11 protein-coding genes and 1 tRNA gene are annotated in these 13,490 nt (G+C 67.3%); 4 read left to right on the top strand and 8 right to left on the bottom strand.

The features are described 5' to 3' along the window. The 7 genes from AC24R4_RS22745 to gloB form a co-directional block, all read right to left on the bottom strand. Entirely contained in the window at positions 1-1,173 is a 1,173-nt protein-coding gene (locus tag AC24R4_RS22745) for an acyl-CoA dehydrogenase family protein (protein WP_400391264.1), read from the bottom strand. Between the two features lie 9 nt (positions 1,174-1,182). After that, a complete protein-coding gene (locus tag AC24R4_RS22740; RefSeq protein ID WP_400391261.1) occupies positions 1,183-2,034 on the bottom strand; it encodes an enoyl-CoA hydratase family protein in 852 nt (283 codons plus the stop codon). A gap of 91 nt (positions 2,035-2,125) precedes the next feature. Continuing rightward, positions 2,126-2,920, bottom strand: a complete 795-nt coding sequence (locus AC24R4_RS22735; RefSeq protein ID WP_487523646.1) for an SDR family NAD(P)-dependent oxidoreductase — start codon at positions 2,918-2,920, stop codon at positions 2,126-2,128. Between the two features lie 2 nt (positions 2,921-2,922). Next, on the bottom strand, positions 2,923-5,298 hold the full coding sequence (locus AC24R4_RS22730; protein WP_400395304.1) for a bifunctional salicylyl-CoA 5-hydroxylase/oxidoreductase: 2,376 nt from the start codon (positions 5,296-5,298) through the stop codon (positions 2,923-2,925). A gap of 176 nt (positions 5,299-5,474) precedes the next feature. Then, on the bottom strand, positions 5,475-7,397 hold the full coding sequence (locus tag AC24R4_RS22725; RefSeq protein ID WP_400395305.1) for a propionate--CoA ligase: 1,923 nt from the start codon (positions 7,395-7,397) through the stop codon (positions 5,475-5,477). 242 nt (positions 7,398-7,639) lie between these two features. Next, a complete protein-coding gene (locus AC24R4_RS22720) occupies positions 7,640-9,352 on the bottom strand; it encodes a transglycosylase SLT domain-containing protein (protein WP_487523645.1) in 1,713 nt (570 codons plus the stop codon). 179 nt (positions 9,353-9,531) lie between these two features. Further along, the gene (gene gloB / locus AC24R4_RS22715) at positions 9,532-10,332 is read right to left on the bottom strand and encodes a hydroxyacylglutathione hydrolase (RefSeq protein ID WP_400394991.1); all 801 of its coding nucleotides are present in this window, start codon (positions 10,330-10,332) and stop codon (positions 9,532-9,534) included. A 10-nt stretch (positions 10,333-10,342) separates the two neighbouring features. On the opposite strand from gloB, the gene AC24R4_RS22710 reads away from it, so the two are divergent. From AC24R4_RS22710 to AC24R4_RS22695, 4 genes are all read left to right on the top strand, one after another. Further along, positions 10,343-11,143 (top strand): class I SAM-dependent methyltransferase, encoded by an 801-nt coding sequence (locus AC24R4_RS22710; RefSeq protein ID WP_400394990.1) that lies wholly within the window; start codon positions 10,343-10,345, stop codon positions 11,141-11,143. A 23-nt stretch (positions 11,144-11,166) separates the two neighbouring features. Continuing rightward, positions 11,167-11,604 (top strand): ribonuclease HI, encoded by a 438-nt coding sequence (gene rnhA / locus AC24R4_RS22705; protein ID WP_153945351.1) that lies wholly within the window; start codon positions 11,167-11,169, stop codon positions 11,602-11,604. Between the two features lie 49 nt (positions 11,605-11,653). Beyond that, positions 11,654-12,391 (top strand): DNA polymerase III subunit epsilon, encoded by a 738-nt coding sequence (gene dnaQ / locus AC24R4_RS22700; RefSeq protein ID WP_400394988.1) that lies wholly within the window; start codon positions 11,654-11,656, stop codon positions 12,389-12,391. Positions 12,392-12,507: 116 nt separating this feature from the next. After that, positions 12,508-12,582: transfer RNA gene (locus AC24R4_RS22695), tRNA-Val, on the top strand. A gap of 67 nt (positions 12,583-12,649) precedes the next feature. Here AC24R4_RS22695 and AC24R4_RS22690 read toward each other — a convergent pair. After that, positions 12,650-13,444, bottom strand: a complete 795-nt coding sequence (locus tag AC24R4_RS22690) for an AadA family aminoglycoside 3''-O-nucleotidyltransferase (protein WP_487523975.1) — start codon at positions 13,442-13,444, stop codon at positions 12,650-12,652. Positions 13,445-13,490 lie beyond the last annotated feature (46 nt).

Genomic DNA, 13,490 nt, shown 5'->3' with positions numbered 1-13,490 from the left:
TCAGGCCGGGCGCGCAGCCAGTGTCTCGCGCGCGATGATCAGCTTCTGCACCTCGGTGGCGCCTTCGTAAATCCGCAGCGAGCGGATCTCGCGGTACAGGCGCTCCACGCGCGTGCCCACCTTGACGCCCAGGCCGCCAAAGATCTGCACGGCGCGGTCGATCACCTGCTGCGCGTGCTCGGTGGCCACCATCTTGGCCATGGCCGCCTCGCGCGTGGTGCGCTGCTGGCGCACGTCACGCAGCCAGGCGGCACGGTAGGTCAGCAGCGCGGCCGAGTCGATGGCCGTGGCCATCTCGCCAATCGCGGCCTGCGTCAGCTGCAGGTCGGCCAGCACGCCGCCGAACATCGGCCGCGACGTGGCGCGCGCCAGTGCGTCGTCCAGCGCGGCGCGGCCAAAGCCCAGCGCCGCCGCCGCCACCGACGCGCGGAAGATGTCCAGCGTCATCATCGCCACCTTGAAGCCCTGCCCCGCCTCGCCCAGCCGGTTGCCCACCGGTACGCGGCAGTGGTCGAAGCGCAGCGTGGCCAGCGGATGCGGCGCGATGACGTCGATCCGCTCGGCAATCGACAGGCCCGGCGCATCGGCATCGACCACGAAGGCCGTGATGCCGCGCGCGCCCGGCGCTTCGCCGGTGCGGGCGAACACGCAGTAGAAGTCGGCGATGCCGCCGTTCGAAATCCAGGTCTTGGCGCCGTCCAGCACGTAGTGGCTGCCGTCGTCGGACAGCCGCGCGCTGCACTGCATCGCCGCCACATCGGACCCGGCCTCGGGCTCCGACAGCGCAAAGGCCGCAATCGCCTCGCCCCGGGCCACGCGCGGCAGGTAGCGTTCGCGCACGGCGTCGCTGCCGGCCAGCGTGATCGCACCGGAGCCCAGCCCCTGCATGGCGAAGGCGAAGTCGGCCAGGCCGTCGTGACGCGCCAGCGTTTCGCGCAGCAGGCACAGCGCGCGTGAATCCAGCGCCGGCAGCGCGCCGCCGAAGGCTGCCGGCACGCAGTAGCGCAGCCAGCCCGCCTGGCCCAGCTGGCGCACCAGCCCCCGGCATGCGGCATCGGCGTCGTGATGGTCGATATGGCGCAGGTGCTGGCCGCACCAGCCGTCCAGCTCGCGTTCCAGCTGGCGATGCATGTCGTCGAAGAACGGCAGGTCGAGATAGGTCTTGTCGCTCATGCCGGCTCCTCAATCGCCTTCGAAGACGGGCTTCCGCTTGGCCACGAATGCATCGTAGGCACGGCGGAAGTCGCGCGTCTGCATGCAGATGGCCTGGGCTTCGGCCTCGGCCTCGATGGCCTCGTCCACGCCCATATTCCACTCCTGGTGCAGCAGCTTCTTGGTCACGCCGTGCGCGAAGGTGGGGCCCGCCGCGATCTGGGCGGCCAGCGCCTGCGCCTCGGCCAGCACGGATTCCGAGGCATGCAGCGCATTGAAAAAGCCCCACTGCAGGCCTTCGTCGGCCGTCATCGCGCGGCCCGTGTAGAGCAGTTCGCTGGCCCGGCCCTGCCCGATCATGCGCGGCAGCAGCGTGCAGGCGCCCATGTCCGCCCCGGCCAGGCCCACGCGGACGAACAGGAAGGCCGTCTTGGCCTGCGCCGTGCCCAGCCGCATATCGGATGCCAGCGCCATCATGGCGCCAGCGCCGGCGCAGATGCCGTCAATCGCACTGATCACCGGCTGCGGGCAGGCGCGCATGGCCTTGACCAGGTCGCCCGTCATGCGCGTGAAGTCGAGCAGTTCCGGCATCGACATGCGCGTCAGCGGCCCGATGATCTCGTGCACGTCGCCGCCCGAGCAATAGTTGCCGCCCGCGCCGGTTATCACCACGGCCTTGATGTCCGTGGCATAGCTCAGCGCGCGGAACAGGTCGCGCAGCTCGGCGTAGGAATCGAACGTCAGCGGGTTCTTGCGCTCCGGCCGGTTCAGCGTGATCGTGGCCACCTTGCCGTCGGCCGACACCGACCACAGGAAGTGCTTCGGCTGGTAGTCGGCAAAGGCGCGCTTGTGGTGGCGCATGTCCAGTGCTACATCGCTCATCGTTAGTCTCGCTTTGAATTCGTGACCTGCATTTGGTTGGGTTGCCGCCCCGCTGCCGCGACCTGGAAGCGGGGCGTAACACCCAGGTTCTTCACCCCGCCATCACCTCGCCGCCCGCCACCGGCACGGCCTGCCCGGTGATGGCGGATGCCGATGGACGGCACAGCCACGCCACGGCATCGGCCACCTCGTCGGGCTGCACCAGCCGGCGCTGCGGATTGCGCGCGGCCAGCTCGGCGCGCGCCTGCGCTTCCGTGCGGCCGGTCTTGCCGACGATATTGGCTACCGCATCGCACACGATGTCGGTCTCGGTATAGCCCGGGCACACCGCGTTCACGGTGATGCCCTTCGGGGCCAGTTCCAGGGCCAGCGCGCGGGTCAGGCCGATCACACCGTGCTTGGCCGCGCAGTAGGCGCTGACGTAGCCGTAGCCGATCAGCCCGGCCGTGCTCGCCACGTTGACGATGCGGCCCCAGCCCTGCTCCAGCATCGCGGGCAGCGCGGCTTGCGTACACAGGAAGGTGCCGGTCAGGTTGACGTCGAGCATGCGCTGCCACAGCGCCAGGTCGGTCCTGGCGAACGGTGCGCTATGGGCCTGGCCCGCGTTGTTGATCAGCACCGTGATCGGGCCGCGTTCGCTGGCGGCCTGGGCAAAGGCACCGGCCACCTCGTCGGCATCGGTGATGTCGGCCGCCGCCGCGCCCAGCGCCGCGCCATCGACGGCCAGCGGCTCGAGCGCCTGCATGGCCGCGTCCAGCACCGTGCAGTCGCGGCCCACCAGCGTCACGCTCGCGCCCTCTTCCAGCAGCCGGCGGGCAATCGCCGCGCCAATGCCGCGTCCGCCGCCGGTAACCAGCGCATGGTGGCCCTGCAACGCCATCGCCATGATCACTTCCCCGGTTGCTGCGCGTACGAAGCCGCCCGCGCCAGGTTGGTTTCGAGCTGCCGCTTGCCGGCCACGTATTGCCTGGGCCAGGTGACATCGCGGAAGCCCAGCCGTGCGGCTTCGTGCAGCGTCCAGGCCGGATCGGCCAGGTGCGGGCGGGCAATCGCGCACAGGTCGGCGCGGCCCGCCGCCACGATGCTGTCCACGTGGTCGGCCTCGAAGATGGCGCCGACGGCAATCGTCGGGATGCCCGCCTCGTTGCGGATGCGGTCGGCGAACGGTGTCTGGTACATCCGGCCGTAGACCGGGGTCTGGTCGGGGCTGACCTGGCCGGACGAACAGTCGATCATGTCGGCGCCGGCCGCCTTGAATGCGCGCGCGATGTCCACGGCATCGTCGCCCGTGATGCCGCCTTCCACCCAGTCGTGCGCCGAAATCCGCACCGACATCGGCTTGTCCTGCGGCCAGACGGCGCGCACCGCGGCAAAGACCTCCAGCGGAAAGCGCAGCCGGTTGGCCAGCGAGCCGCCGTAGTCGTCGGTACGTACATTGGTCAGCGGCGAGATGAAGCTCGACAGCAGATAGCCATGCGCGCAGTGCAGTTCCAGCCAGTCGAAGCCGGCCTCCGCCGCGCGGCGGGCGTTGGCCACGAAGTCGTCGCGCACGCGATCCATGTCGGCGCGGGTCATCTCGCGCGGCACCTGCGACACGCCCGGCAGGTAGGGCAGCGCCGATGCCGATTCCAGCGGCCAGTTGCCCTCGGCCAGCGGATAGTCCATCTTCTCCCAGCCCAGCTGCGTCGAACCCTTGCGGCCGGCATGACCCAGCTGCATGGCGATGCGGGCGTCGCTGTTGGCGTGTACGAAATCGACGATGCGCTTCCAGGCGTCGCGCTGGGCGTCGTTCCACAGCCCTGGGCAGCCCGGCGTGATACGCGCATCGGGCGACACGCAGGTCATCTCGGCCACCACCATGCCGGCGCCGCCCATGGCGCGCGACCCCAGATGCACCAGGTGGAAATCGCCCGGCACGCCGTCCACCGACGAATACATCGCCATCGGGCTCACCACCACCCGGTTCTTCAGCGTGACGCCGCGCACCGTGAACGGCGTGAACATCGGCGGCAGGCCCGCGTCGCCGGCGGCGGCGCGCAGCTTCAGCGTTTCCTGCGGCACGCCGGCCTGGGCGGCCAGCCATTGCTCGAACCCGGCGACGTAGCCGGCATCGCGCACGCGCAGGTTCTCGTGGGAAATCCGCTGCGATCGCGTCAGCAGCGAATAGGCGAACTGCTCGGGCGCCATGCCCGCGTAGCGTTCGACATTCTCGAACCATTCGGTGGAATTGCGCGCGGCGTTCTGGATCTTCAGCACCTCCACGCTGCGCGTGGCCTCGTAGCGCGTCAGCGCCTCGGGCACCCCATCCACGCCGGCGGCGCGGTGCGCGCCGATCTCGTTGGCCAGGTCGATCGCGTCTTCCAGCGCCAGCTTGGTGCCTGACCCAATCGAGAAATGCGCGGTGTGCGCGGCATCGCCCATCAGCACCACCGGCACGCGACGGCCGTCGGCCAGTGTGTTCCAGTGCACCCAGCGGTGGCAGATCACGCGCGGGAAGCGGATCCAGTTGGCCGAACCGCGCAGGTGCGTGGCGTTGCTGATGAGCCGGTGGCCGTCCAGATGGCGGGCGAAGAGCCGTTCGCAGAATGCCACACCCTCTTCCTGGCTCATCTGTTCGATGCCGGCGGCGCGCCACACGGGCTCCGGGGCTTCGACGATGAACGTCGATGTGTCGTCATCGAAGCGGTAGGCATGGGCCTGGAACCAGCCATGCTCGGTCTTCTCGAACGCAAACGTGAACGCGTCGAACAGCTTGTGGGTGCCCAGCCAGACAAAGCGGCACTGGCGCGTGTCGATATCGGGCGCGAAGGTCTCGGCGTAGCGGGTGCGGATGCGGCTGTTGATGCCATCGGACGCAATCACCAGGTCGGCGTTGTACTGCCGGGCCAGCGCCTGGTCGTCGGTGGCGTCGGTCTCGAACACCAGCTTCACGCCCCGCGCCTCGCAGCGGGCCTGCAGGATGTTGAGCAGGCGCTTGCGGCCAATGCCGATGAACCCGTGCCCGCCCGAGCGGATCGTGCGGCCGCCGATATGAATGTCAATGTCGTCCCAGTGATTGAACGCCGCGTTGATGTCGGCCGCGCTCACCGGATCGGCCTGCTTCAGGTTTTCGAGCGTGGCGTCGGAAAACACCACGCCCCAGCCGAACGTGTCGTACGGCCGGTTGCGCTCGACCACCACCACCTCGTTGGCCGGGTCCTGCAGCTTCATCAGCAGCCCGAAGTACAAGCCCGCCGGGCCGCCACCAATACAGAGCACTCGCATCTGTCAGTCTCCTGCACGCCGCCGGCATCGGGCCAATGGCGCTCTACATCAGGGTTAAATATTTTATGCTTAAAATATTAGGGCGCCTGACGATCGCTGGCAAGAAGAATTTCAGGTCGCGTCCGACAAGGCCCCTCTTCTGCCCACGCAGAAAAGAGGAGCCTTCGCCATATCCATCAGCCCAGGGCGTCTTTTACCTGGTCGAGTGCCGTCGGGTCCTCGATCGTCGTCAGGTCGCCCGGATCGCGCCCCTCCGCCACGGCCTGGATGGCCCGGCGTAGCAACTTGCCCGAGCGGGTCTTCGGCAGCGCGTTGACAAAGAACACGCGCGCCGGCCGCGCCACCGCACCCAGTTGCTGCTCGACGGTCTTCATCAGTTCGCCTTCAAAGATCAGGCGGTCGTCATCGGTGCCGGTGCGGCTGGCATCGCGGGCGATACAGAAGCCCAGCGCCACCTGCCCTTTCAGCGCGTCCTGCACACCCACCACGGCCACCTCGGCCACGCCCGGGTGGGACGACAGGCTTTCCTCGATCTCGCGCGTGCCCAGCCGATGCCCGGCCACGTTGATCACATCGTCGGTGCGCCCAAGGATGAAGATGTAGCCATCGTCATCGCGCACGCCCCAGTCGAACGTCGAATAGCACTGCCGGTTCGGCACCGCCGACCAGTAGGTGCGTACAAAGCGGTCGTCGTCGCCCCAGACGGTGGTCATGCAGCCGGGCGGCAGCGGATAGTCGATGGCCACCACGCCCTTCTGGTTCGGCAGACATTCCTCGCCGGTACTCTCGTCGACGATCCGCAGGTCATAGCCATAGGCCGGCACGCCGGGCGAGCCCAGCTTGGCCGGCAACGCCTCGACGCCGCGCTGGATCGCGATGATCGGCCAGCCCGATTCGGTCTGCCAGTAGTTATCGACCACCGGCTTGCCGATGCCGTCCTGAATCCAGCGCGCCGTGGGCTCGTCCAGCGGCTCGCCCGCCAGGAACAGCAGCCGCAGGCTGGACAGGTCGTACTGGCGCAGCAGCGCCGGGTCCTGCTTCTTGAGCACGCGGATGGCCGTGGGCGCGCTGAACATGATGTTCACGCCATGCCGCTCGACGATCTTCCAGAGAATGCCGCCGTCGGGACGGATCGGCGTGCCTTCGTACATCACCGTCGTCATGCCGGCCAGCAGCGGCGCATAGACGATATAGCTGTGCCCCACCACCCAGCCCACGTCGGACGCCGTGAACATCGTGTCGCCGGGCTTGCCGCAGAAGATGTACTCCATCGACGTGGCCAGCGCCACCGCATAGCCGCCCGTATCGCGCTGCACGCCCTTGGGCTTGCCCGTGGTGCCCGAGGTGTACAGCACGTACGATGGCTCGCTCGACTCCAGCCATACGCACGGCACCTGCCGGCCCGCCATCCTGTCGCGCCACGCGGCGTAGTCCTCGTCACGGCCGGCGGTGCGCGGCATGTCGGCCAGCTGGCGGTCCACCAGCAGCACCTTGTCCGGATGATGGCCGGCCAGCCGGATCGCCTCGTCCAGCAGCGGCTTGTACGGCACCACCTTGCCGGCGCGCGACCCCGCATCGGCACTGACGATCACCTTGGGCTTCGCATCGTCGATACGCGCGGCCAGGCTGACCGAGGCAAACCCGCCGAACACCACCGAATGCACGGCCCCGATGCGGGCACAGGCCAGCATCGCGAACATCGCTTCGGGGATCATCGGCATGTAGACCAGCACCCGGTCTCCGCGCTGCACGCCCAGCGCCTGCAGCGTGGCGGCCATCCGGTTCACCTCGTCGTGCAGCTGGCGATAGGTGTAGACGCGCTCGGAATCGGTCTCGGTGGACACATAGACCAGCGCGCGCTGGTCGGCCCGCTCGGCCAGGTGGCGATCGATGGCGTTGTGGCAGAGATTGGTCCGCCCGCCCACGAACCAGCGCGCGAATGGCGGATGGCTGTCGTCGAGCACGCGCTCGAACGGGGTTTCCCAATCGATGCGCGCGGCCTGTTCGGCCCAGAATCCGGCCTTGTCGGACAGGGAACGCGCGTGCAGGGCACGGCTTGCCGTCATGATGTGTCTCCTCCGCTTGTCGTTTGTCGTAATGCGGTGCGGATGGCCCGGCCGGGCCCGAGTGGGATGGGCTATCGCGCGGCGCCTGTCCGCAGCATCGCGCAGCGGCTTGCGGCGCCGTCCCCTTGGGCACGGATACGGCCATCTTTTTTTAAAGAATCTACCATGACGGCGCGGCGGCCCAGACGTTTGGCCTCACCGTGGGTGCCGATCCCCCCGCGGCCTGCGATGTCGCGCGGCGCGGGGGGACGGATCAGACAGTCGGATATCGCCAATCAGCGAGCGTGACCCTTGGCGGACTTTGCCGACGGCGTCGGCTTGGCGGGCGCGGCCGGCACCGGCTGGCTGGCCGACTTGGTGGCGCCCTTGCGCGGCGCGGCTTCCACCACCACGCGCTTGCGCGGCTCGGCCTTTTCAGCTTTCGCCGATCTGGAAACCGATGCCTTTTCGACCTTCTCGGTTTTTTCCGATTTCGCCGCAACGGTCCTGCCGTGCGCAGCCTTGCCACGGACCGGCGTATCGTCGCCATCGTCGCCGCGCTCGGCGCGTGCCGCAGCCGGCGAGTTCGGGCGGACCATCAGCACCAGGCTCTGGCCGGCCACCAGCTTGCTGCCCGACAGCTTGTTCCACGACTGCACCTGCCGCGCAGACACCCCGTAGCGATGGGCCACCGACGACACCGTGTCCTTGCGGCCGGCCTTGACCACCACGCGGCGCGCATCGGGCACATCAGGCTCGACGGCCAGCATCGCGGTGTCCACCAGCGACGCGCTGATGTCCTGGTCATGGCGATCGGTACGCGGAATCATCACCGTCGAGCCGGCCTTCAGCCGCATGCCCTTGGGAATGCGGTTGATCTCGCGCAGCGTGTCGGCATCGACGTTGAGCCGCGCCGCCAGCGATTCCACGCGCTCGCGGCTGTCCACCGAAATGGCGGTCCAGGTGGACAGGCCGCCCCGATAGGTATTGAGGTTGTACTGGAACCGTTCGGCGTTATCGAACGGCAGCAGGATCTGCGGGTTGGCCGCCCCCAGAATCACCGGGCGGTTGAACGACGGATTGAGCGCCTTGAACTCGTCCAGCGGCATGTTGGCCAGCTTGGCCGCCAGCGCCACATCGATATCGCGCGACGTGGTCACCGTCACGAAGTACGGATGATCGGGAATATCGGGCAGCTTGACCCCATAGGCGGCCGGATTGGCGATGATGTTCTTCACCGCCTGCAGCTTCGGCACGTAGTACCGCGTCTCGTTCGGCATGGTCAGGCTGGCGTAGTCCGTGGGCAGCCCGCGCGCCTGGTTGCGGGCGATGGCCCGCGACACGGCACCCTCGCCCCAGTTGTACGCGGCCAGCGCCAGGTGCCAGTCGCCGAACATGTCATAGAGCCGCGACAGGTAGTCGAGCGCCGCGTCGGTGGACGCCAGCACATCGCGCCGCTCGTCGCGGAACATGTTCTGCTTGAGGTTGTACGTCTTGCCCGTGCTGGGGATGAACTGCCACATCCCGGCCGCCTTGGCCGTGGATTCCGCCTGGGGATTGAACGCGCTCTCGACGAACGGCAGCAACGCCAGCTCGGTCGGCATGTTGCGGCGCTCGAGCTCTTCCACGATGTGGTAGAGGTAGCGGCTCGACCGGCCCACCATCCGCTCCATGTAGTCGGGCCGGGCGGCGTACCACTGCGTGCGGTCATCGACCAGCGTGCCTTCCAGGTCCGGCATCGCAAAGCCCTTGCGGATGCGGCCCCAGATATCGGACGACGGCCCGCGCAGCCAGTCCACGCTGGACTGGTCTACCTTGGCGACGTTGGTACTGGCAAGCGAGCCGGCGCGGCCGGTGCTGTTCAGCGTGTTGAGCGGGTCCTTGGGCGGACCGGATTCCAGGGCGGTCGGCGTGCCGGCCATCTCGCCGGCAGGCGGAGTGGGTGTGCTGGCGCAGGCTGCAAGCAGCGCGGCACACGCAACTACCGCCAGAAATCGACCAAATCGCATTAAGTTCTCTGAAAGTGACGCCAAAAATTTCGCCTGATCCTATGGAAAAGGCCGGTTGGCGTCAATGAGATTTTCCCGAAGATGCAATTTGGACATCTTGCGATACCTGAAATGCAGGCCGGGGCCGTCCGGGCGGGTCCGGCACACCCCTGCGCCCGCCCGCAAACGTCTGGAATGTATTAGCGGAAATTGTCCTTCCATCCCCGCAGCGCGCTGAACGCCGCGGCATCGTTGCTGACGTCGCCGCCCTGCGCCTGCACGGCCCGGCGCACCGCCGGCTCCCGGGAGCGCAGGAACGGATTGACCGCGCGCTCATGGGCCACCGTGGTGGGTAGCGTGGGGGTCTCGGCCTGACGCAGCGCATCCACCCGCGCCGACCATGCCGACAGATCGGCATTGCCTGGCTCCACGGCCTGCGCAAAGCGGACATTGCTGCGCGTGTATTCGTGGGCGCAGTACACCCGGGTATCGCCGGGCAAGGCGGCCAGCTTGTCCAGCGACGCCAGCATCTGCGCCGGCGACCCCTCGAACAGCCGCCCGCACCCGCTGGCAAACAGGGTGTCGCCGCAGAAGACGACACGGCCCGCGCCCGGCAGGTCGCCCACGTAGGCCACGTGGCCGGCGGTATGGCCGGGGACATCCAGCACGCGGAAGGTCGCGGCCGGGTGGGCCAGCGTCACCGTATCCCCCTCGCGCACGGCCTGGGTGCGATGCCCGATGCGCTCGCCGGCAGGCCCGATCACCGGGATCGGGGCCCCGTCGGGGCGGGCCGGATGACGTTCCAGCAAGTCGGCCACGCCGCCCTGATGATCGCCATGGTGATGGGTGATTACAATAGCGCCCAGTGCCAATCCGCGTTGCGCCAGAAATCGCTCCACCGGCTGGGCCTCGCCTGGATCCACCACCGCGGCACTTTCGCCGTCGTGGATGGCCCAGATATAGTTGTCCTGAAAGGCGGGGATCGGCTCCACTTTCAACATGTGTGCTCCTATGTCCAACCGACCGATTATAGATTGGGAAGAATGGCTGGCGTCGCCACCCGGGCAGTACATGCTCCGGTGGGAATCGCAGCAGTATGACCGGACGGTAACGGACATCTTCGGCTACCACGCGGTGCAGCTGGGGCTGCCCCAGATCGACACGCTGCGCGAGAACCGCATGCCGTTCTCGGCGCTGGCGCTCGATGGCCGCGCCGGCCCGCACGGGCCGCGCGAGACGCACCCCGACGCACGCCAGCTGCTGTGCCGGTTCGACGAACTGCCGTTCGATACGCAGAGCATCGACCTGGTCACCCTGCCCCATATCCTGGAGTTTTCCGAGGACCCGCACGAAGTGCTGCGCGAGGTATCGCGCGTGCTGATGCCCGAGGGCCGCGTGGTAGTGACCTGCTTCAACCCGATGAGCCTGTGGGGCGCGCGCCAGGGCCTGAACCGGCTGGGCGCCACGCCCTTCCTGCCCAGCGACGCGCAGACCATCGGCTTCGTGCGGATCAAGGACTGGCTCAAGCTGCTGGGCTTCGAGATCATCCGCGGCCGCTTTGGCTGCTATTGTCCGCCGTATCGCACCGACCGCTGGCTGCAGCGCGCCGCCTTCATGGAAAAGGCGGGCGACCGCTGGTGGCCGATCTTCGGCTCGGTCTACATGATCTCCGCGGTCAAGCGGGTCAAGAATATCCGCCTGGTGGGCCCGGCGTGGAAGACCGCCAAGCCCACGCTGGCGCCTGTGGCGGCCCCGGTGGCCACCCCCACGGGCACGCACGGCAAACATCAAAAGACCACGCCCGACGCCTGAGCCGGGCCATCCTCCATTTATCCATGCAAGAAGTCACGATTTATTCCGACGGCGCCTGCAAGGGCAATCCCGGCCCTGGCGGCTGGGGTGCCGTGCTGGTATCCGGCGGCCACGAGAAAGAGCTGTTCGGCGGCGAGAACCCCACCACCAACAACCGCATGGAGCTGATGGCCGTGATCGAGGCGCTGCGCGCGCTCAAGCGGCCTTGCGTCATCAATATCTATACCGATTCGCAGTACGTCCAGAAGGGCATCAGCGAATGGATCACCGGCTGGAAAAAACGCGGCTGGATGACGGCCGACAAGAAGCCGGTCAAGAACGCCGACCTGTGGCAGATCCTGGACGAAGCCCGCCAGCCGCACGTGATTGAATGGCACTGGGTGCGCGGCCATGCCGGCCATCCCGGCAACGAACGGGCGGACCGCCTGGCCAACCGCGGCGTGGAATCGATCAGCGCCTGACCTCCGCAATCCGTCGCCCAGCCGTGCCGGGCGATTACAATCCTGCCCCATGCGACAGATCGTTCTCGATACCGAAACCACCGGCCTGAACCACGCCACCGGCGATCGCCTGATCGAAATTGGCTGCGTGGAACTGGTCAACCGCCGCCTGACCGGCCGCAACCTGCACTTCTACATCAACCCGGAACGCGACGTCCCCGAAGACGCCGTGGCCATCCACGGCCTGACCGCTGAATTCCTGGCCGACAAGCCGAAGTTTGCCGAGGTCATGCACGAGATCCGGGAGTTCGTACGCGACGCCGAACTGATCATCCACAACGCCGCGTTCGACATGGGCTTCCTGGAGATGGAGTTCAAGCTCCACAAACTGCCCCCGTTCCGCGACCACGTGGCCAATGTGATCGACACCCTGCGCGAAGCCCGCCAGATGTTCCCCGGCAAGCGCAATTCGCTGGATGCCCTGTGCGATCGCCTGGGCGTCAGCAACGCGCACCGCACGCTGCACGGCGCGTTGCTCGATGCCGAACTGCTGGCCGAGGTCTACCTGGCCATGACCCGCGGCCAGAATTCGCTGGTCATCGACATGCTCGACGCCGGCGCCGCCCAGGGCGAAACCCGCGCCACGGCCGACCTGTCGGCCCTGACCCTGCCGGTGCTGCTGGCCACCGAGGCCGAACTGTCGGCCCACCAGAGCGTGCTCAAGGAACTGGACAAGGCCAGCGGCGGCAAGACCGTCTGGAAGATCGAAGTCCCGGCCGAAGTGCCCGCCGACGCCACCGTGCAGTAGCCCTCACCACTTTTTTAAAGAAAGTCCAAAAAAGGGCTTTACAAGATACTGGCCCATCGGCATAATCTCGTTTCTCCACTGCACGACGCCAGCAACAACGGCGACGAAGCAGCAAGGGGTGGTTAGCTCAGCGGTAGAGCACTGCCTTCACACGGCAGGGGTCACAGGTTCAATCCCTGTACCACCCACCAGATTCGTCAAAAAGCCCAGCAGCGATGCTGGGCTTTTTGTTTTGGCGCCGGGAATCGGCGCCGTCAGTTACGGCACCAGAATTTCATCAATGGCGGTCTGTGCGAAGCGGATGAACGCTTCCACCTGCCGCGCGTCGGCGAGGGCCGATGCCGGCCCATCCTCCAGATACCCTGCCCTCGCCGCGATCATGACTGGGCGGAATGTCTCGGGCAGCCGCTCCAGCGCCCACGTCGCGGCCACGTCCTTGGGGGCAATCTTTCCGGTGGCCGCGCTGTACCAGATGCGGGCCAGTGCCAGCACGACGTTGCGTTCGTCGTCCTTCCAATCTGCGTCGGCATTCCACTGCGCGGCGGTATCGCGCAGCGCGCGGTGGAAATCGTGAAGGGGGACGGCATCGAGCAGCGTCTCGGCCGAAGGCCCCACCAGTGCCACGCTGTGCTGGCGCGCCTTCGTCAGCAAGATGGCCAGGTCGTGATCAAGAACTGGCGATTCGACGATGCCGGCCTGCAAATCGGTGCGGAGCCATTCGCCGAACTGGAGCTCGCGCCTGGCCGGGTAGCGCCAGGGTACCACCTCATCGCACGCCACCACGGTGACTTCCAGCGCCCGCCACCGCCCCTCACTGCCCGGCGGGACAGAGATCGTCAAGAGATCGCGCATCAATGCGCGCCTGGCCGATTCTTCAAGCCGCGCCCGCACGATCACCAGCAGATCGATATCGCTGCACGGCTTCAATCCGCCTTCGACCGCCGATCCGAACAGGTGGACGCCCATCAGCGTGCCGCCAAGGTGTCGCGCGATCACCGCGCATGCCAGCAAGGTCTGCTCTGTAATATCTACGGGAACGATCGTGCGTGCCATCTCGGTCATCGACAGACTCTTTCTGGTCAGATTTCACCCGGCAAGC

This window comes from Cupriavidus sp. CER-90, from assembly GCF_057652055.1.
Note: the sequence above shows the minus strand (reverse complement) of the source record. Positions and strands in the feature narration are given on the sequence as shown.

Coding starts and splice junctions, on each gene's coding strand:
- AC24R4_RS22745 (WP_400391264.1), bottom strand. CDS start 1,173: ATGAGCGACAAGACCTATCTCGACCTGCCGTTCTTCGACGACATGCAT.
- AC24R4_RS22740 (WP_400391261.1), bottom strand. CDS start 2,034: ATGAGCGATGTAGCACTGGACATGCGCCACCACAAGCGCGCCTTTGCC.
- AC24R4_RS22735 (WP_487523646.1), bottom strand. CDS start 2,920: ATGGCGATGGCGTTGCAGGGCCACCATGCGCTGGTTACCGGCGGCGGA.
- AC24R4_RS22730 (WP_400395304.1), bottom strand. CDS start 5,298: ATGCGAGTGCTCTGTATTGGTGGCGGCCCGGCGGGCTTGTACTTCGGG.
- AC24R4_RS22720 (WP_487523645.1), bottom strand. CDS start 9,352: ATGCGATTTGGTCGATTTCTGGCGGTAGTTGCGTGTGCCGCGCTGCTT.
- gloB (WP_400394991.1), bottom strand. CDS start 10,332: ATGTTGAAAGTGGAGCCGATCCCCGCCTTTCAGGACAACTATATCTGG.
- AC24R4_RS22710 (WP_400394990.1), top strand. CDS start 10,343: ATGTCCAACCGACCGATTATAGATTGGGAAGAATGGCTGGCGTCGCCA.
- rnhA (WP_153945351.1), top strand. CDS start 11,167: ATGCAAGAAGTCACGATTTATTCCGACGGCGCCTGCAAGGGCAATCCC.
- dnaQ (WP_400394988.1), top strand. CDS start 11,654: ATGCGACAGATCGTTCTCGATACCGAAACCACCGGCCTGAACCACGCC.
- AC24R4_RS22690 (WP_487523975.1), bottom strand. CDS start 13,444: ATGGCACGCACGATCGTTCCCGTAGATATTACAGAGCAGACCTTGCTG.